Annotated in this window: 22 protein-coding genes; all 22 read right to left on the reverse strand. The window is 53.6% G+C overall.

What is annotated here, in order from left to right:
* Window positions 1-212 precede the first annotated feature (212 nt).
* Window positions 213-1,280: a Glu/Leu/Phe/Val dehydrogenase dimerization domain-containing protein gene (locus ACOJWD_RS09745; protein ID WP_486993038.1), complete on the reverse strand. Its 1,068-nt coding sequence runs from the start codon at window positions 1,278-1,280 to the stop codon at window positions 213-215.
* A gap of 172 nt (window positions 1,281-1,452) precedes the next feature.
* Complete coding sequence (gene spo0A / locus ACOJWD_RS09750; RefSeq protein ID WP_486993039.1) at window positions 1,453-2,235, reverse strand: sporulation transcription factor Spo0A; 783 nt, start codon at window positions 2,233-2,235, stop codon at window positions 1,453-1,455.
* A gap of 339 nt (window positions 2,236-2,574) precedes the next feature.
* Complete coding sequence (spoIVB, locus tag ACOJWD_RS09755; protein WP_486993040.1) at window positions 2,575-3,864, reverse strand: SpoIVB peptidase; 1,290 nt, start codon at window positions 3,862-3,864, stop codon at window positions 2,575-2,577.
* Between the two features lie 115 nt (window positions 3,865-3,979).
* Entirely contained in the window at window positions 3,980-5,032 is a 1,053-nt protein-coding gene (locus ACOJWD_RS09760) for an MGDG synthase family glycosyltransferase (RefSeq protein ID WP_486993041.1), read from the reverse strand.
* 14 nt (window positions 5,033-5,046) lie between these two features.
* Complete coding sequence (locus ACOJWD_RS09765; protein WP_486993042.1) at window positions 5,047-6,708, reverse strand: DNA repair protein RecN; 1,662 nt, start codon at window positions 6,706-6,708, stop codon at window positions 5,047-5,049.
* Between the two features lie 15 nt (window positions 6,709-6,723).
* On the reverse strand, window positions 6,724-7,578 hold the full coding sequence (locus tag ACOJWD_RS09770) for an NAD(+)/NADH kinase (protein WP_486993043.1): 855 nt from the start codon (window positions 7,576-7,578) through the stop codon (window positions 6,724-6,726).
* Window positions 7,571-8,386 (reverse strand): TlyA family RNA methyltransferase, encoded by an 816-nt coding sequence (locus ACOJWD_RS09775; RefSeq protein ID WP_486993044.1) that lies wholly within the window; start codon window positions 8,384-8,386, stop codon window positions 7,571-7,573. Before ACOJWD_RS09775 ends, ACOJWD_RS09770 begins: the two co-directional genes overlap by 8 nt.
* Window positions 8,383-10,278 carry a 1-deoxy-D-xylulose-5-phosphate synthase gene (gene dxs / locus ACOJWD_RS09780; protein ID WP_486993045.1) on the reverse strand — a complete coding sequence of 632 codons (1,896 nt, stop codon included), beginning with the start codon at window positions 10,276-10,278 and terminating at the stop codon, window positions 8,383-8,385. The genes ACOJWD_RS09775 and dxs overlap by 4 nt, the downstream gene beginning before the upstream one ends.
* A 15-nt stretch (window positions 10,279-10,293) precedes the next feature.
* Window positions 10,294-11,169 carry a polyprenyl synthetase family protein gene (locus ACOJWD_RS09785; RefSeq protein ID WP_486993046.1) on the reverse strand — a complete coding sequence of 292 codons (876 nt, stop codon included), beginning with the start codon at window positions 11,167-11,169 and terminating at the stop codon, window positions 10,294-10,296.
* A complete protein-coding gene (xseB, locus tag ACOJWD_RS09790; protein WP_486993047.1) occupies window positions 11,169-11,393 on the reverse strand; it encodes an exodeoxyribonuclease VII small subunit in 225 nt (74 codons plus the stop codon). The genes ACOJWD_RS09785 and xseB overlap by 1 nt, the downstream gene beginning before the upstream one ends.
* On the reverse strand, window positions 11,386-12,588 hold the full coding sequence (gene xseA / locus ACOJWD_RS09795; protein WP_486993048.1) for an exodeoxyribonuclease VII large subunit: 1,203 nt from the start codon (window positions 12,586-12,588) through the stop codon (window positions 11,386-11,388). Before xseA ends, xseB begins: the two co-directional genes overlap by 8 nt.
* Window positions 12,585-13,454, reverse strand: coding sequence for a bifunctional methylenetetrahydrofolate dehydrogenase/methenyltetrahydrofolate cyclohydrolase FolD (gene folD, locus ACOJWD_RS09800; protein WP_486993059.1), 870 nt, complete (start codon window positions 13,452-13,454; stop codon window positions 12,585-12,587). Before folD ends, xseA begins: the two co-directional genes overlap by 4 nt.
* 15 nt (window positions 13,455-13,469) lie before the next feature.
* The gene (locus tag ACOJWD_RS09805; protein ID WP_486993049.1) at window positions 13,470-14,465 is read right to left on the reverse strand and encodes a tRNA (adenosine(37)-N6)-threonylcarbamoyltransferase complex transferase subunit TsaD; all 996 of its coding nucleotides are present in this window, start codon (window positions 14,463-14,465) and stop codon (window positions 13,470-13,472) included.
* Complete coding sequence (gene nusB / locus ACOJWD_RS09810) at window positions 14,443-14,868, reverse strand: transcription antitermination factor NusB (protein ID WP_486993050.1); 426 nt, start codon at window positions 14,866-14,868, stop codon at window positions 14,443-14,445. The genes ACOJWD_RS09805 and nusB overlap by 23 nt, the downstream gene beginning before the upstream one ends.
* A 36-nt stretch (window positions 14,869-14,904) precedes the next feature.
* Window positions 14,905-15,291 carry an Asp23/Gls24 family envelope stress response protein gene (locus tag ACOJWD_RS09815; RefSeq protein WP_486993051.1) on the reverse strand — a complete coding sequence of 129 codons (387 nt, stop codon included), beginning with the start codon at window positions 15,289-15,291 and terminating at the stop codon, window positions 14,905-14,907.
* Between the two features lie 15 nt (window positions 15,292-15,306).
* Window positions 15,307-16,653 carry an acetyl-CoA carboxylase biotin carboxylase subunit gene (gene accC, locus ACOJWD_RS09820; protein ID WP_486993052.1) on the reverse strand — a complete coding sequence of 449 codons (1,347 nt, stop codon included), beginning with the start codon at window positions 16,651-16,653 and terminating at the stop codon, window positions 15,307-15,309.
* Window positions 16,654-16,754: 101 nt separating this feature from the next.
* Window positions 16,755-17,258 carry a SpoIIIAH-like family protein gene (locus ACOJWD_RS09825; RefSeq protein WP_486993053.1) on the reverse strand — a complete coding sequence of 168 codons (504 nt, stop codon included), beginning with the start codon at window positions 17,256-17,258 and terminating at the stop codon, window positions 16,755-16,757.
* Between the two features lie 36 nt (window positions 17,259-17,294).
* Window positions 17,295-17,804 (reverse strand): hypothetical protein, encoded by a 510-nt coding sequence (locus ACOJWD_RS09830; RefSeq protein ID WP_486993054.1) that lies wholly within the window; start codon window positions 17,802-17,804, stop codon window positions 17,295-17,297.
* A gap of 23 nt (window positions 17,805-17,827) precedes the next feature.
* Window positions 17,828-18,331 (reverse strand): stage III sporulation protein AF, encoded by a 504-nt coding sequence (locus ACOJWD_RS09835; RefSeq protein WP_486993055.1) that lies wholly within the window; start codon window positions 18,329-18,331, stop codon window positions 17,828-17,830.
* 2 nt (window positions 18,332-18,333) lie between these two features.
* Window positions 18,334-19,500: a stage III sporulation protein AE gene (gene spoIIIAE / locus ACOJWD_RS09840; protein ID WP_486993056.1), complete on the reverse strand. Its 1,167-nt coding sequence runs from the start codon at window positions 19,498-19,500 to the stop codon at window positions 18,334-18,336.
* Window positions 19,501-19,519: 19 nt separating this feature from the next.
* Window positions 19,520-19,912: a SpoIIIAC/SpoIIIAD family protein gene (locus ACOJWD_RS09845; RefSeq protein WP_486993057.1), complete on the reverse strand. Its 393-nt coding sequence runs from the start codon at window positions 19,910-19,912 to the stop codon at window positions 19,520-19,522.
* Window positions 19,913-19,930: 18 nt separating this feature from the next.
* Window positions 19,931-20,177: stage III sporulation protein AC (gene spoIIIAC / locus ACOJWD_RS09850; protein WP_486993058.1), on the reverse strand; the 247-nt coding region annotated here is incomplete at its 5' end.

The following is a 20,177-nucleotide window of genomic DNA, read 5'->3' on the forward strand; positions in this document are numbered from 1 at the left end:
CGTGAATTTCTTCGACGGCACCCCAATCATTGACCGCCACCGCACACTTTAATACGGACGGTAGACGACAAATGAGACGCTCCATTTCTTCAACTGTCACTTCATTGGGAACATCCAAGGATTCATTAGCTCCTTCATACCATTGTGGAGGATACCGTGTTTAACTTCGGCACCCTCCACGAGAACTCCTCTTTTGCTTACAGGATAATTCTTCAATCAGGCATATATGTCGATAGTACCCGACCAATGGTCTCAATACGTCGTTCGGCCACCTGGTCCGCGGCCTCTTGAGAGGGGATGCCCGCGTCATCAGCGTGCTGCAAAATGTCGGTCACTTGCCGCCCAATTTGCCGCACCCGGCTATAAGCACGGTCGCTGTGATAGCCGCCTTGTTGAAATTCATCGGCCACGTTCACGACACCGCCACCGTTGATCACATAATCGGGTACGTATACAATATTTCTCTTTAACAATTCGAGACCATGGCGGGGCTCTTTCAACTGATTATTAGCGGATCCAGCGACAATACGCACCTTTAGTTGCGGTATTGTCTCATCATTTAAGATGGCGCCTAACGCGCAAGGTGCAAAGATATCCGCCTCGACCGAATAAATAGCGCCCGGTTCCACCCAGGTTGCCCCTAGAGCCTCTGCCTGGGCGCGACTCTCTTCAGGATGGATGTCTGTCACCGTCAGCGTGGCACCGGCGTCGTGCAACATTCCAGCCAAGATCAGCCCAACGTGGCCCATCCCTTGAATGGCGACATGACGCCCGCGCAGATCCTCGCTGCCATAGACCATCTGGGCAGCGGCTTTCATCCCTTCCAATACCCCCAGCGCGGTCGCGGGAGACGGGTCACCGCTGGTTTCCTTCAATCCACCAACGAAGCGCGCTTCGCGAGCCACGATGGCCATATCATCGGCATTAATGCCAACGTCTTCAGCCGTAATGTATCGGCCTCCCAGGCTTTCAATTAATCGGCCAAAGGACCGCAACAACGCCTCGCTCTTTTCAGTCCGGCTGTCAGCCCAAATAATAGACTTGCCACCGCCTAAGTCCAATCCCATGGCAGCGTTTTTGTATGTCATACCTCGAGACAAGCGAAGAACATCTGTCAAAGCGTCATCTTCCGTCTCATAAGGCCACATACGACACCCGCCCAGTGCGGGCCCCAATGTCGTGTCATGAATCCCTACTATCGCCCGTAACCCGGTCGTTTTATCGTACCAGAAGACCACTTCTTCGTGTCCGTACTTCTTCATCTCGTCAAATATGTTCATAGACTCTCTCGCGCAACGCGAGGCTCACTCCCCTTCGATAGACTCGGGAAGACCTTTGGATTCCCGTACACATCATGGCACAACACTCCGAACCCGTAAACAGTATTTCCTTTCCGGTATGTCTTAATCATCGACGAAACAAAGAGGCCTCCGCGACTGCGGAGGCGAGGATCTAACTGGCTTTCATTTGCATTCGTAACTTATCGGCCACCATGGCAATGAATTCCGAATTGGTCGGTTTGCCGCGGTCGCGATTCACCGTGTGTCCGAAGATGGCGTTAATCACATCCACGTTGCCGCGAGACCAGGCCACTTCAATGGCGTGGCGAATGGCTCTTTCCACGCGGCTGGGCGTAGTTTTATATTTAGTGGCAATGGCCGGATACAATTCCTTGGTGACTCCACTCAAAAGATCCACCCGATTGATCACCATAAGGATTGCTTCTCGCAAGTATAAGTACCCCTTGATATGGGCTGGTATTCCAATCTCATGAATCATATTGGTGACCTCTACATCGAGGTGCTTTACCGGCACAAGGGCTAACTTGCCAGAGGGCAAACTGGGTTTGCGGTCGACACTGGGGCTACCGGCCAACTGCTTAATCCGCGACGCCAGCACTTTCAAGTTAAAGGGCTTTAAAATATAGTAGTCCGCTCCCAACTCTAACGCCTTCTGGGTCATCGTCTCCTGGCCGAATGCTGTTAATACCACAACTTTGGGACGTTTTTCCCAGTCCATCTGATTCATGCGCTCGAGTACGCCAATACCGTCCAAGTGCGGCATGATGATGTCGAGAACAATCACATCAGGTATCTCTCGACTCAAAAAGTCTAGGACCTCCATCCCGTGACTAGCAGCCCCCGCCATCTCTAAACCCTCTTCTTGTCTGATCGCTTCTTTAAGTAGTTCACAAAATTCGCGGTTATCATCCGCAATTAAAACTTTGATTCCCAATGTTGTAGCCCCCTGCCGTAAATATTTGGCATTTCCTCTATCATAAACCTCTTCTCCGAGTTTCCATGATTTCCTGCTAACCGACAACACTCCACTGCGGATAATATTCGCCTCTGATCGACAAAATCCGCCGTCGGGACCACCCTGCCACATGCAAACGAAGAGCCTTTTTTACTTGCAATTCATGTATTTGCCCGAGTTCTCGGACGTGCGCAATTTTGTCGATGGACTGCAGATTGGTGGAATTTGACGAACGATTTCTAGATCCCCTGATGAAAGTCCTGCTGTTGTCGAAGAGAAAATCGCGGCAGCAAGAAACATGCTGCCGCGTTTCTGACATTAAGCTGTGCTCCCTTGGCGATAACTGTCCTGATCTTCCATCCAATAAGCGTAACAGCCAAATCCAATCGTGGGTCGACTGATCAATACATGAGTCACTGCCCCAACCAGCCGGCCGTCTTGTATTATTGGGCTGCCACTCATACCTTGAACGATACCGCCGGTGATCCGAAGAAGCTGCGGATCGGTGACTTTAAATAATAGTCCTTTGATGGCGGGCGTCGTTTGATCGGCGGTTTTAAGAATGTCAATATGATAGGCCTGAGGTTTCTGACCACGCAACACGGTGATGATTTCCGCCGCCCCGGGTTTGACTTGGTCCGGCAAGGCCAGAACCATCGCACGCGTAGGGCCCCACACCGGGACGTGATCCAGATGCCCAACCACCCCGAACTCACTATTAGACAGAACCGAACCAGAAATGTTGTGCGAGCCTGCTAACATGCCAACTTTTTGACCAGGAGCGGAATCACTAGCGCGAACAATTCCTACAATGTCAGCCCCCAATGCGCGCCCTATTTGCACTCCTACCGGACGTCGCGTCAAACCATCGGTCATGCTGTGTCCCAGCGCGGTGTATTGCAAAGAGGAGGGATTATAAAAGGACAATGTCCCGACACCGCTTGCTCTATCCTGGATCTCTACTCCAATCAGCCAATGGTGTGCCTGACTAGACCACACCGGCTGAATTTCTCGCTGTCTCTGGCGGCGGGAACCCACCACGGTAATGGTTACGGGCCGCTGATGCTCCCCGTCGTAACTCACTTGTCGGTCGAGTACCTGCCCGCTGGTGGCCACTTTATTATCCACCCGAGTGATCACATCACCTCGCTCGATGCCCGCTTCAAAAGCGGGATCTACCACCCGATTACCTATATGAACCCCATGCAATCCGCTCACAACAAGCCCTCTGGTGCGCACCAAAATCCCCACTGACTCCCCGCCGGGTACGACATAGATCGGCTTGGTAGCGTCCACAGGTAGACCACGCCAAGGAAGCCACCCAAACAAACGAAAATGAAGCACATAGTGCCCCACTTTCCCGGTGTGAATGTCTAATTGACTCATATCCCGCACGCGAACCACCTCATGCGCACCGACCACCACGGTAGCCGGCAGCCACTTTGACCACGCGACGTAAGCGTCTTCCCCAGTTGGCACGCTCAACTGATGCGGAAAACGAAAAAGCGCTTGCGCCGGGGCAGATGTTCCGATAGCGACAATGCCCACCGCTAGCATTGCTCCCGCAACCTTCTTGAGGATATCCCCAGCTCGACCCCATCTCTTCAACGTCATCTCCTCCTCAAACCATAAGGTGCGGAGTGAGCGATATCGTCATTCCCGCCAATATCACCATCTCATGACAGAAGAGGAAGATCCAAAACTTTGGTCCACACGGGCCTGGTTAAAGTGACAAAATCCGCTCCGCCAGGTCATCGGCGGCTCGCGGGCGCGCCCATTCTTTTTGATTGCTAATTAACTGGTGTCTCTTCGCTGAGTTTGCACTGGTTAACTCTGTCGCCAATTCCTTTAAGTTATTGTCACCACGAACCGCTAAATCATGCATTATCAGTCGATCGCGATTGGCCTCTTCTTGACCTGCAATCCAATGCGTCAGCACCCACGGAACTTGAGATTGACACACTTCAGCAGCCGTGACTCCGCCGGGTTTCCCCACCACTAGACGCGCATTTTGTAAAAGTGAGGGCATATGTTCCACATAGCCCACAATATGCACGCGCTCTGGCCACCGTCGTTCATCAAGTTTCCAGCGCAACTGTTCGTTGTGCCCACATATGGCCAAAACCGGAAAGGGTAACTCGGCTAATTGTTGCAATATGCGCACATATGGCCCCATGCCTAAACCACCGCCCAGCAATACGATCGGCCCTTGCCTCAGTTGCCCAATGAGTGGACTAAATTCGCTAAATGATGCGCGAATGGGAATGCCCAGGTCCCAGACTCTTTTGCCGTCATACCCGCACCGCTCTAAGTCTCCAATTTGCTCAGGAAACCACACCGCATAGGCATCGGCCATGGGCTCATACCAATACTGATGGACAGATAGGTCAGTCAAAACACCGACCAAACGTAAGTCAGGGTGTCGTTCTCGCACCCAAGACCATGCAGTCAGGGCGAACGGATGGGTTGCGACGACAAAGTCTGGCCTATGGACGCGATACACTTCTGACAAAACCGTTTCACCGGCTTCCCGCCAGCTTTCACGATGTTGACGCCAAAACTGCGGTACTCGGTCTCCGACACGAAAGAGAGGCCCATAGAGCGAGGGTGCAAAGCGAATCCCCAAAAAATAGAGTCGACTCTGCCATCGCACATTGGCCACCAAATGATGAGAAAATTCGACTTCCGCCCCACGCCGTGCGAACGCTTCAGCTAATGCCCGAGCTGCAATGTCATGTCCGGTCCCGATTGGCAAGCTCGATATAATAACGCGCATACGTCCTCCTCGTCCTATGCTCCGTCGTGTTTATGACGCAGCAACACTTCTGCATGCTGCAGAGCCACCTCGTCTGAAGTTCCACTCAACATTCGGGCGATTTCGATCAGTCTTGCTCTGCCCTGCAAAGGCGCCACTTCGGCTACGCTGTGGCCGTCCCGCACTGTCTTACCTACCACGGCATGGAACGCGGCCCGCGCTGCAACCACCGGTTGATGGCTCACCGCGATGACCTGTGTTTTTTTCCCTAACTGCTCCAGCAGTCGACCCACCGTGTCCGCACTGGCACCGCTTAAGCCCTGGTCCACCTCGTCAAAAATATAGAAAGACTCTCCATCAGTGGGACCCGAGACCGCTAATGCGAGAGCAACCCGAGCAAGCTCCCCACCTGAAGCTACCTTGGAGAGCGATTTCAGCTCGTGCCCTTGATTGGCAGTAAAAAGAATCTCAACGTGATCTTGTCCATGGCTAGCGATTGGCGCCGACTCGATGTCGAACACCACTCGCGCACCAGGCATCTCCATGTTCTGAACCGTTGCTGACACGTCTAATCCGGCACGCTCGGCCATCCGCCGACGGCCCATGGACAGTTGGTCGGCAATGATGATCAGTTCTTCATACGACCGTTCTCGTTTTTCTTTGGCCCGAGACAACTCCCATTCAAGATTTTCCAATGCGGCAATTTCTTCCCGAAGCGACTCCGCATACGCCAAAATATCACGGATTTCTGGACCAAATCGTCGTTTCGCACGCATAATGTGGTCTGCTCTCTCTTCCAACACCTCTAAACGGGCTGGATCCAGATCCAAATTCTCACGCCAGCGAGAAATATCCATGCGGACATCCTGTAAGAGTTCCTCAGCACTATGCATGCTGTCTAGCAGTCCCTGCAAATCCTTATCGTAGGTTATTAAGGTCTCAATAAGTCGAAGCGCTTCGGCGACATTCCAAAGCACACCCGTTGCGCCATCCCCATCCAATATGTCATATACCGCACCGCTGGTCTGCAAGAGTTGACGCCCCGCGCGCAATTGCCCCAGTTCACGCTGAATCCGCTCATCTTCACCCACCTCAAGATGTAATGCCCGCAGTTCTTCATAAGTAGACCGCTTCAGAGGAAGTTGTGGAAGGTCTTCGGCCACAGACTGCAGACGTGCCACTTCAGCATTCAAGGCTTGATAGGCGTCATAGTGCTGTTCGACCTGTGAGCGCAATTCGGTGAGCTCCCCATATCGGTCCAGCCACTCACGAATGTACTGGGCATTAGCGACTTTGAGTAACTGATGCTGGCCCACATAATTTACCACCTGATCCCCAATCTTTCGTACCAATTGCGCCGGCACGATCTGTCCCTGAATCCGATAGGAAGACCGGTTATCCCGGCTGACCTGTCTCTCCAGAATGAGCACCTCATCGGCTTCAATTCCAAAGGGCAGCAAATCGTCCCATAGATCATCGTCTTCCGCCAGACTCAAGGAAACCCTGAGGCGCATGCTATCTGCAAATTGCCCGATACGGTCCGCCGTGACGCGCACTCCAAAGGCTGTCACAACGCCTTCCAGGGCAAGCGATTTTCCCGCGCCCGACTCGCCCGTCATCACGTTATATCCCGAGCCAAAGCTTACCCGGCATCTGTCGAACAATGCGAAATTTTCCATTTCAAGTTCAATAATCAATGGACTGACTCCTTCTTAGTGCCCTTTCCTCCAGCCCCGCAATACATGAAAAAAACTCCATCCCGGGCGGCGAATGAGCTGTATAGTGGTCGGACTTGCCGTGACCACCACCTCATCGCCATCTTCAATAGGATGCACCTCTTGCCCATCGATGGTGACTAAGGTGTCGCGATGAATGCTGCGAATCCTCGTCCGCACCTCCTGTTGGCGAGCAAGCACGATGGATCGGTCAAAAAATGAATGAGGGCAAATGGGCGTCAGCACCATGACGTCTAAATCTGGGGCCAAGATTGGTCCCCCTGCGGACAGCGAATAGGCGGTTGACCCAGTAGGCGTCGCGATAATGAGACCGTCCGCAGGATATGTGGTCACATAGGCGCCATCAACAAACGTTTCAAGATGGATCAGCCGCGCGAAAGGGCCTTTAGCCACCACCACATCATTCATGGCCTCGAATTCCGCCAGCACCTGGCCGTCGCGTACCACTTGCGCCGTCAGCAAATGACGTTCATCGAAGGCATACTCTCCTCTCAAGACCGATGTCAGCGCTGCATAGAGTTCGGGCACTTCCACTTCTGTTAAGAAACCGAGGTGTCCTAGGTTGACCCCCAAAATCGGGGTTGTCAACGGGGCCAATTCCTTGGCCGCCCGCAACAAAGTCCCGTCTCCGCCCAAGACCACTGTACACGCAAACTCCATGGTACTCAGTTGTTCCGGATACCGTCCCTGAGCCGGCATTCCTACGGCATCGGCAAGATCATAGGGCATGATCAGTTCTACCTCTTGATTGGCAAGCCACTGATGCATCCGCAACACCAATCCACGCACCTGATCCTTTTCAGGATTGGGCCACACCAATATATTAGTCATGGGATTCTCCCATCTTCCACGCCCTCGCGATGATCTCATCCACTTGTGGTATTATCGCGGATTTTGGATCCTGTCCTAAATGCATCAGAAATTCAATATTGCCTTCAGGTCCACGAATCGGAGACACATCCATCCCGCGGACAGCATAGCCTAACATCTGCACTTCATCCAAAATTCGATAGAGTACCTCTTCGTGAATGCGTGGGTCCCGCACCACCCCACCCCGCCCAAGCTTCTCTGGGCCGGCTTCAAATTGTGGTTTCACAAGAGCCACAATGGACCCCCCCGGGGACACCACGTCCTTAAGCGGCCTCAATACCAAGCGTAATCCAATAAAAGACACGTCTATTGATGCTCCATCCAGCAGCGTGCTGACGCCTATGGTATCGCGGGTGAGGTAGCGCGCATTAGTGCGCTCAAACACACTCACTCTGGGGTCTTGTCGAAGGCCCCAGTCCAACTGGCCGTAGCCCACATCCACCGCATATACATGGGATACCCCATTTTGCAACCAGCAGTCGGTAAATCCGCCCGTCGATGCGCCGATGTCAGCCACCTGCCAGCCAGACGGGTGTATGTCAAAAGAGACCAATGCCTTCTCCAACTTCAGGCCTCCCCGACTAACATAGGGGAGGCCTTGCATCACCTGAACATCGTCGTCCGCCGCTAAAAGGCGTCCACTCTTGGTCTCAACCGTACCATTGACCTGTACTTGCCCCGCCATAACGAGAGCTTGCGCACGACTGCGCGTAGCTACTAATCCCTGCGCGACCAGACGCAGGTCAAGCCGCTGCTTTGAAGCCGTCATTGATGAAGTGCCTCGGCCAGTTGATTGAGCCAAGCGCCGGCCTTGCGTGTAAGAGCCTCCACGCTTAAGTCGAACGCCTCAAGGTAAAATTCCGTCGGCCCATGGTCAATGAATTGGTCCGGCAACCCTTCCAGACGCATGGGAACCGTCACTTCGGACGAAGTATTCATCCACTCCGCCACTGCCGATCCATAGCCGCCCGCTAGCGAGTGCTCTTCTAAGGTCATGAGCGCCCGGGTGGAGCCAACCACCTCCCTTAAGAGTTCGGTGTCCAGCGGCTTCACAAAGCGCGCATTGACGACGCCCACCTCATAGCCCTGCTCTTGTAAGCTCTCTCGCACCCGCAGTGCGCGAGCCACCATGGGCCCTAAGGCACAAATGGTGAGATCCGCTCCTTTCACGATCCACTCTCCATGTCCCCATTGCACATCCACGGCCGACGGATTGCGATCAGTCCCGGTACTACTCCCTCGGGGGTACCGAATAGCCACCGGATTAGAACGCTCAAAGGCCAAACGAAGCAGTTGACGCAGTTCGTGCTCATCTTTTCCCATCGCAATATCGATGTTGGGGATGGTTCGTAAGAAAGCCACATCGTACACGCCTTGATGAGTGGCCCCATCGCCTCCTACTAATCCGGCACGGTCCACCGCAAATACCACAGGCAAGTTCTGGTGACAAACGTCATGAATCACCTGATCATAGGCGCGTTGCAAGAAGGTACTGTACACCGCAAATACCGGACGCAGCCCCTCCATCGCCAATCCGGCAGCAAACGTGGCCGCATGTTGTTCAGCAATACCCACATCAAAATACCGTTCAGGATACTTCTCCTGAAATAAATCAAGTTTGGTACCATCCGGCATCGCCGCAGTAATGGCAACAATGTCGCGACGTTCAGCCGCCAATTCGATTAATGTTTCGCTAAATACTTGACTGTACGTCAACGGCCCAGCGGACGACATCATCGTGCCCGATTGAATATCAAATGGGCCCGGGCCATGAAACTGCATGGGCCGTTCTTCTGCAGGCCGATAACCGCGTCCTTTTTGGGTATTAATGTGAATTACCACGGGACCTTCAAAACTTTTAGCATTGCGGAGTATCGGAATGAGACCGGCTAAATCATGCCCGTCTAAAGGGCCATAGTACTTAAATCCTAGTTCTTCGAATACGTTTCCTGGCAGTACCGCATGATGTAGCACATCCTTGATGCGCTCACCAGTTCGCCGCAGTGGTCCTCCAAGGAGAGGAACAGACTCTAAAATAGATTCAATATCTTGTTTCATACGCACGTATCCCGGCGCCGTGCGCAGGTCTGTCAGATAGCGCGCAAATGCCCCAACATTAGGCGCAATGGACATGGAATTATCGTTCACAATCACCACCACAGGAGTCTTTAAATGGCCCATTTGATTAAGCGCTTCCCAAGCCATTCCAGCCGTCAGAGCGCCATCGCCGATCACCGCCGCAATGTGGTATTCCTGGCGCTTTAAATCTCGCGCCACCGCCATCCCTAGCGCTCCTGAAAGTGAGGTGCCCGCATGACCTGCCTCCCAAGCATCATATTCGCTTTCATGCCTTTTCAAGAATCCTGACAATCCGTGCAACTGTCGGATGGAATGAAACTGATCGCGTCGTCCGGAAATAATCTTATGGGCATACGCTTGATGTCCAATGTCAAATACAATTTTGTCTATCGGGGTATCATACACATAGTGCAACGCTAACGTGAGTTCCACAGCCCCAAGACTCGCGCCGACGTGCCCCCCCGATTTTGCCGTGGTGGCAATGATCGCCGACCGTAATTCACGAGCCAACTGCTCTAGTTGGCCCACTGTAAAATGTCGAATATCTTGTGGACTATGAACTCTCTTTAACAGCTCCGCCATCGGCCCCTCCTCTGACTACCATGTCCTCTGCACCGCAAAGTCTAGCAAACCTACTAACACCTCTGAGCGCGTGCCCGCAATAATTTCCCTCGCCAATGCGACGTGTTCCTGAACCAATCGCTGCGATGTCTCCAAACCGATTAGTCGGGGATAGGTCGCTTTGCCAAGTCCCGCATCCGTCCCCGTCGCCTTGCCCAGTGTTACCGAGTCGCCAATTACATTCAAAATATCATCCACCATTTGAAATGCCAAGCCAAAGTGATGGCCAAACCGGGTTAACTTTGTCGCACTCGCCTCATCTCCCACCAAAACCGCGGGAATCGCAAGCGATACCTCAAATAGTGCTCCCGTTTTATTGCGGTGAATCTCTTCCAATTCGGCCACGGAAATACTTTGGTGCTCGGCGGCCAAGTCCTTCACCTGTCCACGCACTAATCCCCGGCGACCCGCGGCCTCGGCCAACCGGTGAACTGCTCGTACCACATTCTCGCTGTGAAATTGCGATCCGCACTCGGTCATCAACCTAAAAGCTTCGGTGAGTAATGCATCCCCCGCTAATATGGCCATCGCCTCACCAAACACCTTATGAGAGGTTAGCTGCCCACGGCGCATGTCGTCATCATCCATGGCCGGAAGGTCATCGTGAATGAGGGAATAAGTGTGCACATACTCCACCGCTAAGGCGGCTAGTCGCACCTCTCCGGGTACAATCCCGACGTAGTCGGCCGCTGCCATCACCAACTGCGGGCGCAACCGCTTCCCCCCTGCAAGCAGCGAATAGCGCATTGCCTCTTCGACAGACTGTGGCTCCACCCCCATCGCCTTGATGTCGGCTTCGATCCATTCATCAATGACGACGCGAGTCGAGTTCAACCATGCTTGAACGTCCATTACCGCGTTTGACTCCTTGGGTTCTCATCACCCGACCGAACCTCATTAATCACGGCCTCCGCACGGGATAAAAGCCGATTGGCTGACTCGCTCAACGATCGGGCTTCTTGATAGAGCCGCAAACTCTCTCCTAAAGGCGCCCGTCCCGTCTCCAGTAGCTTCACGATTTCTTCCAACCGGGTCATGACCGCTTCATATTGGTCCAGCTCTTGATCTTCATTCATCCTGGTTCTCCTTCTTGTGATCCACACGTGTCATCCAGATGCTTCTTTGGTGCCAGTGTACTCGATAGGCTTGTCCCCATTGTACCTCATTCCCGGTGACCAGTTGATCGTTCTCATCTGTCACGTACGCGTATCCTCGAATTAATGGCGCTTCGGGATTTAACAGCGGCAGACTCGTAAGCATGCGATCCACGCTTTGCCGGGCTCCTAGGAGATAGCGCTCAAAGGCGCGCTCCCCACGTTCCTCGATGCGATCCAATTGATGGCGATACTCGCGAAATACTGCCTCGGGATGGGCCAAAAGGCCATGTTCAGTCCAGCGCGACAAGCGCTCACGTTCAATATGCAGACGCTGCATCAACGCGTGATCGGCTCTGTGCGATAAGTTCTCCTGCCAGTTTTGCAATTGAGTCCGTTCCGGAACCGCCAGTTCAGCTGCGGCCGAGGGTGTGGGGGCACGAAGGTCAGCTACTAAGTCCACCAACGTGGTATCGATCTCGTGGCCTACGGCCGATATGACTGGAATAGAAATGCCTGCCAAGGCGCGAACCACGCTTTCATCGTTAAACACCGAGAGGTCCTCTTTGGCGCCTCCGCCACGGCCAATAATAAGGACATCCATCGTTTCCGTATCCACACGGCTTAAGGCCTCGACAATACTGCGAGCCGCCTCTTTGCCCTGTACTAACACCGGATATAAAACCATCCGCATAGCCGGAAACCGTCGGTTAACCACCGTCTCAATATCATAGCGTGCCGCCCCAGTGGGTGATGTGACAATCGCCACGGCTCGTGGCACTATGGGTAGCCGCCGTTTAGGACGCGAGAATAGTCCTTCTTCATAGAGACGCTGTTTGAGTTGTTCCAGAGCGAGTTCCTGAGAACCGCGCCCAATATCCTGTACTACTGAAACATATAATTGCGTTTGTCCATCGCGTTCAAAGACCCCCACGCGTGCCAAGACTCGTACCGCCATTCCATCCTGCAAAGGAGCGGTGAGGGTCTGAGCATCTCGTCGAAACATCACCGCCCTCATTTGTGCCGACTCGTCTTTGATTGTAAAGTACCAGTGGCCCGAACTATGATGCTTGACGCCGCTCAATTCCCCTAGTATCCACACCTTTTGCCACATCTCGACCCCTTCGACGAGATGTCTAATCTGCGCTACCAACTCACTCACAGATAATGGCTTCATGACGTCTCTATCCGCCTCTGGAAGGCTAAAAAGGTATTAGACAACAGTTCTTGTATGGTCATCGGTCCAACTCCACCTGGCACTGGGGTGATCCCCCGGACATAGCCCGCTAAGTCCTTCATATCACAATCGCCCACTAATCCCGTCTCGGTGCGATGAATCCCCACATCAATTACAATGGCATCCCGATTGACCCAGTGGCGGTTCACCAATTCTGCTCGGCCAGCCGCTACCACAACAATATCAGCCCGCCGACTCGCCGACTCAGGGTCGAGAGTCTTAGAATGAATCACCGTCACGGTCGCATTGCTTTCCATCAGCATCAAAGACACCGGTAGGCCTACCAATAAGCTACGTCCAATAACCGCCACCCGTTTCCCTTGAACGGCCACCTCATAATGCTTGAGTAAATCCATAATTCCGAGCGGCGTGCAGGGCCGTAGTCCGGCATGACCTTGTACTAGTCGCCCTTGATTTATCGTGGTTAACCCATCCACGTCTTTTTCGGGAGCAAGGGTCTCTAATACTTTTTCTCGATCAATATGCAAAGGCAACGGTAATTGCACCAAAATACCATCGACAGCCACTGTGTGATTAAGCTCGTCCACTAATTCCACCACGGCCTCGGTACTCACGCTGGCAGGTAACCGGTGAACCATTGAACGTATCCCCACAGACTGACACGCTTTTTCCTTATTGCGTACATAGACTTGTGATGCCGGATCCTCCCCAACCAACACCACCGCCAACCCCGGCCCTCTGCCAAACACACTTTCGGCGGCCATAATGTCCTGCGTTAACTTCTTACGCATCACTAGCGCCACCGCACGCCCATCGAAATATTGAGTTTCTGCACTACCGCTCATATTCGCCACTTCGCGTTATATCCTCCCCGTCGATATTGGTTGGTCCTGATATGCATCCCATCCAAGATATGCCACCCCTACCGCATTATCTCGACTCCATTCCGGAGAGGCAAACCAAATCCGCCATGAGGCGGCTAAGATCTCTTGCATCCTCCGTCGCAAGTGGGTATTCGCTGCAACCCCACCCACGATCAGCAGGTTTCCGCCGGCCATGTGGGTCTGGGTTGTCACTAGGTGAGCCAAGCTCACGGCAATCGATTCCATCACGCCGCGCGCCACCGAATAGCGCTCAGCTCCCTGCGCCAACGCTCGCTCTGCCGCGCTTTCTGGACCCGAGAAACTAATCCACCACTGGTGATCATGAAAGCGTGCTCGACTCACCGGGATATTGGCGATGACATCTGTCGCTTCCGCCCAGGCATCCATTTGCGGACCTGCAGGGAATGCACTGCCCAATAACACACCAATGCGATCGATAAATTGCCCGCCATACAAATCGTCGCTGGCGCCAACCGTCGTGATGGTAAGCCGAGGGGAGTGCCCCTCAACTTTGACCAGTTCCGTCGTACCTCCCGAAACGTGCAAGGCCATAAACGGCCCATCCGGGTCGAGACCCGATCCAGCCATTCCCGCCCGAATATGCCCCTCTTGATGGCTTGTCCGCAAAACCGGTACCCCACGACTGGCGCCAATGGCACGCGCGATCGCCTCTCCGGCCAAAAATGGGGGGAGGTAGGAGGACGCCACCGGTCGGGGCGCAATAGACACCGCCACTTGGGCGAGGCCATCGATGGGTACCTGGGCACATAGACGTTCTACCAGAGAAGGCAGGTTACGAAGATGGAGATATAAGGCATCACTTGGCCTCAGTCCCCGCTTGCCCTCATCCACCGGCAATAGTTGGCGCTCTTGATGTCGCAGCCCTGCCGCTCCCACGGCCGCAACCGAAGTGGTGTAGGCGCTTGTATCGATGCCCAGGCTCCACGCGCTATCGTCCCTCGCGATCCCCATCTCCCTCCGGGCGGACCTTGTCGGCAATGCTTCCCAGCACGCCATTCACAAAACGTTTGGCGTCCGGCGTGCTATACGATTGTGTCAATTCCAGAGCTTCATTAATAATGACCGAAAGAGGGACATCCGGTTCATGGGCGATTTCATAACTCGCCAGTCTCAGAATGTTGCGGTCAATCGTCGGCATACGATGAATGCGCCAATCTTGAGCTGATTCCGAAATCCACTGGTCAATCTGCTTTTGATTGGCGGTGGTCCCCTCCACCAGTTTGCGAGCGTACGTTCCGTCAGCTGGCGATGCTCCAGCCAACGTCCGATCCACCACGGTCGTCAATGTGGCTTGCGCGAGGTCATATTCAAACAAGATTTTCAAGGCCAATTCCCTTGCGTGATGACGCGCCACTTTGACCTCTTCCTTTCGTGCTTCGTCCTGTAATCGCTATGACGGCTGAACCGATGATTCCCCGTCTTTGGTCACTCCTTGAATGTGGATGTCCACCACGCGTACCCGCAGTCCCGTCATATGCTCGACCTGCGCTTTCACTTGATCCTGTACTTTTTGTGCGACCTCGGGAATACGCACTCCATAAAACACACTGAGATAGAGCGACAGGTCAATCGTGCGTTGCTCCACGTCGACGCGAATGCCGCGAGATGTGCTTCGCCGCCCCAGCATGTCCGACAGGTTGGCTGCCATCCCTCCTTGCAGTCCCGCCACGCCCTCCACATGCATCGCCGCTAATCCAGCAATCGAGGCGATGACCTCGTTGGCAATCTGAATACTAGGAACGGCGGGTTGTTGCTCCTGAATTTCTTCGTCTTCCACCTAGTTTCCCTCCCCCTATGCACCCTTAAACCGTTCTCCGAGGAAGTTAATGTGAATCTTTCCAGCACGGAATTCCGGGTCCTGCATCAATTGTTGATGCATTTCGATGGTATTCTTCACCCCATCGACCTGAAATTCACTTAGCGCCCGATTCATTCGATCCACAGCTTCTTCGCGGTCACGGCCCCAGGTGACTAACTTCGCCAGCAAAGAGTCGTAATAGGGTTGCACCACATATCCTTTTTGAGCGGCAGCGTCCACCCGCACCCAGGGGCCGCCAGGTTCCACCCATTGGGTCACCTCTCCGGGGCTTGGCCGAAACTGAAGCGCGGGATCTTCAGCATTAATGCGACATTCGATACTCCATCCACGCATCGCAATCTCATCCTGTGATATCGACAAGGGCTCACCGGCCGCGACGCGGATTTGCTCTTTCACAATATCGACACCGGTCACCAATTCCGTGCACGGGTGCTCAACCTGAACACGGGTATTCATTTCCATAAAATAGAATTCTCCCGACTGATCTAACAAAAACTCTAATGTCCCGGCACTCACATAATGAACGGCCTCCGCCGCCTTGCGCGCTGCTTCACTCATCCGTGCACGAATATCGGGCGTCACAGCCACCGATGGCGCCTCCTCCAGTACCTTCTGCCGACGCCGCTGCAGCGAGCTTTCTCGCTCACCTAAGGTGATCACATTCCCGAATGTATCGGCCAACACTTGAATTTCGATATGTCGAGGGTCCTTGAGATATTTCTCTATATAGACGTCACCCTGACCAAACGCCGACTTCGCCTCACGACTGGCGCGTTCAATGGCGTCTGCTAATCCCTCTTGGTTTTCCACGATGCGAATACCACGACCACCACCGCCAAAGGACGCTTTCACCAGCACCGGAAACCCAATTTGTTCCGTTATGGCAATGGCCTCAGCAAGACTGTTCACCGTGCCTTCCGTTCCCGGAACGACCGGCACCCCCGCCGCCTTCATAATTTGACGGGCCTCCGCCTTAATCCCCATTTTTTGAATGGCCTCGACCGGCGGTCCAATGAAGACCAACCCCCAGGTTTCACAGACTCGGGCAAAATGATCATTTTCCGACAAGAACCCATAGCCGGGGTGAATCGCTTCCGCGCCGGTGTGCACTGCGGCATTGATAATGTTCGGAATATGTAAGTAACTTAATGATGACTGAGCCGGACCGATAGGAAACGCTTCATCAGCATAGCGTACATGGGGTGCGTCCTGGTCCGCGTCCGAGTATACAGCAACCGTCTGTATTCCCAATTCACGCGCCGCACGCATTACGCGAATGGCAATTTCCCCGCGGTTAGCCACTAAAATCTTTTTAAACACCAAAATCCCTCCTAATCTTCCACTGTCTAATACACCATAATAGCAAGGAGATGTCTAGGGGAGAATCCCTCCCCGCGAACATCTCCCTGTCGTACGAAGCGTTATGCCTTCGGTAATATCACCACATCTTCCGGTGGAAGCCCGGTCACCGTGGTCGCGGTATCCGCAATGCGGGCTACTTGGGTATTGGAGAGAGCAGCTCCTCCCACCATCACCACCACTTGGTCCTGAGTCACGGTGGCGGCACTTAAGGGAAAACCGCGTCCCGACAATAGTCCTTCGATACGGGTTTCTTGCTTAAGTTCTTGGGTATCGCGTACCATGGTAGCAGCCGCCTCGTCCTTGGCCGTCTTGGAGATGCTCGGGTTATTGACCAAAGCCTTTAATGTGGCGATTTCCTTCGTCATCAACCGATCGCGCTGCAGTCGAAAGTTGACAAAATAGTTCTCGAGATTGGACAGTTGACTCGAGGCACTCTTGACACGAGTGGACGTCTTCACGCCGACGGTACTTTCTCCGCTGGTGCGGTGATACACAACATATCCTAAAAGGACTGCCAGCACCGTCACAAAGGCAGCAAATCGAATTACTTGGGGCCTTTTCATATAGCTATTCCTCCTCCATGGTCACTGATCCACTGTCTAATTGGGTAAAATCAGCACTTGATATGCTTGAATTTGCAATAAGGTCTCCACGGCCTGAGACAGTTCTTGGCGAATCATCGGATGGACCGCAGAGGGGCTCACCACGACGATGCCAGCAACCGCAGGTCCGATTTGATCTAAAGGCACCACCGTCTGGCCGGTGTTGGTCGTCACCAGTACCGGTTGGTTGCCCGACCCGCTACCGGAACTATCGACATATTGGGACTGAATACTGCGCGCCAAGGTGACAGCGACTGAAGCGCTTTTCACTCCCGGAATCTTGTCTAAAATCTGAGTGACTTGGCTCCCAATCTCCTCTTCTTGTCGTTGCAACGCGTTTTGCGGCAAGGTGCTCTTGGTGTGTACGGGTGGAGACGGCCGCGCGATTCCAAAACTCCCAAAGGCTAGCAACAGTACGCCGGCTCCTCCCACCATAACTAAGCGCACAATGGATCGACGATCCTGACTAATAAACTTCTTCCACCATTCCCGATATCCTGATGCCATGGTCCCCTCCTCTGGTGTCCACCTTATTCCCCTCGCTCACCGTGTATGTGTCCCCCTGCGTGACCCGCTTGCGACGTAGGTTCGATCACCACCATGGTGATGTCCGGAGTATCCGCCATCGTCACTTGAAGAGCTGCTGCCAGGTACTTTCGTACGGTACCATGGCCCACTGGCTGGCTCACAGTGACTCGCGCGATGACATGATGGACCGAACTGAGCGTGATCCGGCAATCCGTCACGTGAGGCATGCTCATCACAATGCTTTCCGCCTGGTGCACCTCTTCTTGTTCGACCACGTTGGTGAATCCACTGGCAGTATTGGTCCACGAGGTAGGCACTGTGTTCACCCGTGTCCCTAGAGCATGCATCCATCCCCACAACGGGCTGACCATGGTGGCTAATACCACCAGGCCTACCACCAGTCCGCCATAGCGTTTCAAATCCCCACGAGGAAGAACAAACTCCACTAGATTCCCCAGCAACACCACAACAATGAGGACCCTTAACCAATTCCCTAAACTCATCATGACTACAGTTGCACTCCGTTGGTGGTCGACACCACTACGGTGACCACCAAGAAAAACATCAGAGCCACGGCCCCGGCAATCGCAATCAACCAGCCCAGAGAGTTAGCCATGATGTTCAGCGCATCGCCAATCGCGGAGACGCCCAAAGGCTCTGCCGCCGCCGCTCCAACCCGGTAGAGCACCATCATGACAAACAGCTTTACCAGTGGGAACGCCACTAGGGCGATGATGCCTAAGGCGCCAAACACCGAGACGGCATTTTTAAGCAGGAGGGATGATCCCAGTACCGCCTCCATGGCGTCCGAAAACATCTTGCCAATCACCGGTACAAAGGTATTGGCGAGAAACTTCCCCGTCCTCAGCGTGACCCCATCGGCCACCGAACCCGCCGCCCCCTCTACCGCCATGACGCCTAAGAACAGGGTCATGAGGCCGCCTAGGAGGGTGAGACCCACTTGCCGTAGTAGTCCACCTAAGGTCTTTAGAGAATATTTCGGCAACCAGACCGACACGAGTTCCACGATGGTGGCCATTAACACTAACGGTAATACCCAACGTTTGGTCAATACGGCTACGACATTGGTCACAAGCAGCATGAGGGGATGGAAAATCCCAGCCGAAGCTAACGCCCCACTCCCGGCAATCAGGACCAGAAGTAAGGGGATTAATGACTCCATGAAGTGTACGAGATTGCCAACCAATTGCTCCACCGTGGACACCGCTAGAGCAAAGGTCCGCAATGCCATTAAAATCAATGCGGACACCACCACCATCTGTGAAATGGTGACCAGACCGGCAGAATCGCGGTCTTGAAAAGCCTCTGATAAGCGGGACAGTAAAGCGGCCAAGACTGTCAACAGAAAGATCAGGCCCAGTACCCGACTTTCCACCGTCAGATCGCCTAAAAGGCCTCGCCCTAGTGCATCCAGTAGTAATAGCGGGTTAAACGGCATCTCTCTATGCAGCACACTTTGTACAATGTGCCCGATGCTGGGAATATCCAGTTGTGACGAGCGATTCACCATAGAGGAAATCTGCTGCTCAAGGCCACTGGTGTTGAGCGATTGCACCTGTTGATTCACTAAGTGATCGATAGTTGCAGCATAAACCAGATGCGGAGTCAGCACGGACGCTCCCGCACCCCCGACTATCCACCAGCGCTTAAGCACATTATCGCCTCCTGACTCACTAGGACGGAATTAATTTCAGCACGGTTTCCGTGATGCTCGCCACCAAAGGAATGGCTAATATGAGAATCACGATTTTTCCCGCCAATTCTACTCGAAGACCGGTACCCGCCTCACCTGAATCGTTCGCCAATTGGGCGACGAACACGGTGAGATAAGAAATCCCGACCACTTTCACTAAGACCACTAAATACGCCGCCGGTATATGAGCGATTTCGGAAATGTGCACAAAGGCTGCCATGACCCGGGCAATATCCGGAACCAGCACCAACAACATCCCGGTCGCAATCGCCAGTCGTAAGACCACTCCAATATCCTTACGCTCCTCACGAATAACGACCAAGAGAACAGTGGCAATGAGGCCCAGTCCCACTACCCGCAACAGCACAGCCACACGACACCCTCCCTTGTCCTAAAGGTTGAACATCGTCCGAACACTTTGAAACAACTGCACGACCTCCTGCAACACCATCAAGAATCCAATGGCAATCCCGGCGAGTGCTACTAATTGCCCCCACTCCTTGCGGTCCAATCGTTCTAAGACGCTGTATGCCACTGTGACTAAAATGCCAATTCCCGCCAACTTAAATATCAGGTCAACATTTGTCATGGCTTCCCCCCTTGCTACACCATTAAAATCACGACCGCCATACCCAACG

The sequence above is a fragment of the Sulfobacillus sp. TH-112 genome (genome assembly GCF_057473405.1).

Excerpts from the sequence above, each read along its gene's own strand:
- xseA (WP_486993048.1), bottom strand. The coding sequence starts at position 12,588 with ATGAAGCCATTATCTGTGAGTGAGTTGGTAGCGCAGATTAGACATCTC.
- ACOJWD_RS09805 (WP_486993049.1), bottom strand. The coding sequence starts at position 14,465 with ATGGGGATCGCGAGGGACGATAGCGCGTGGAGCCTGGGCATCGATACA.
- ACOJWD_RS09835 (WP_486993055.1), bottom strand. The coding sequence starts at position 18,331 with ATGATGAGTTTAGGGAATTGGTTAAGGGTCCTCATTGTTGTGGTGTTG.
- ACOJWD_RS09785 (WP_486993046.1), bottom strand. The coding sequence starts at position 11,169 with ATGGACGTTCAAGCATGGTTGAACTCGACTCGCGTCGTCATTGATGAA.
- ACOJWD_RS09775 (WP_486993044.1), bottom strand. The coding sequence starts at position 8,386 with ATGACGGCTTCAAAGCAGCGGCTTGACCTGCGTCTGGTCGCGCAGGGA.
- ACOJWD_RS09825 (WP_486993053.1), bottom strand. The coding sequence starts at position 17,258 with ATGAAAAGGCCCCAAGTAATTCGATTTGCTGCCTTTGTGACGGTGCTG.
- ACOJWD_RS09770 (WP_486993043.1), bottom strand. The coding sequence starts at position 7,578 with ATGACTAATATATTGGTGTGGCCCAATCCTGAAAAGGATCAGGTGCGT.
- dxs (WP_486993045.1), bottom strand. The coding sequence starts at position 10,278 with ATGGCGGAGCTGTTAAAGAGAGTTCATAGTCCACAAGATATTCGACAT.
- ACOJWD_RS09830 (WP_486993054.1), bottom strand. The coding sequence starts at position 17,804 with ATGGCATCAGGATATCGGGAATGGTGGAAGAAGTTTATTAGTCAGGAT.
- xseB (WP_486993047.1), bottom strand. The coding sequence starts at position 11,393 with ATGAATGAAGATCAAGAGCTGGACCAATATGAAGCGGTCATGACCCGG.
- ACOJWD_RS09745 (WP_486993038.1), bottom strand. The coding sequence starts at position 1,280 with ATGAACATATTTGACGAGATGAAGAAGTACGGACACGAAGAAGTGGTC.
- ACOJWD_RS09760 (WP_486993041.1), bottom strand. The coding sequence starts at position 5,032 with ATGCGCGTTATTATATCGAGCTTGCCAATCGGGACCGGACATGACATT.
- folD (WP_486993059.1), bottom strand. The coding sequence starts at position 13,454 with ATGAGCGGTAGTGCAGAAACTCAATATTTCGATGGGCGTGCGGTGGCG.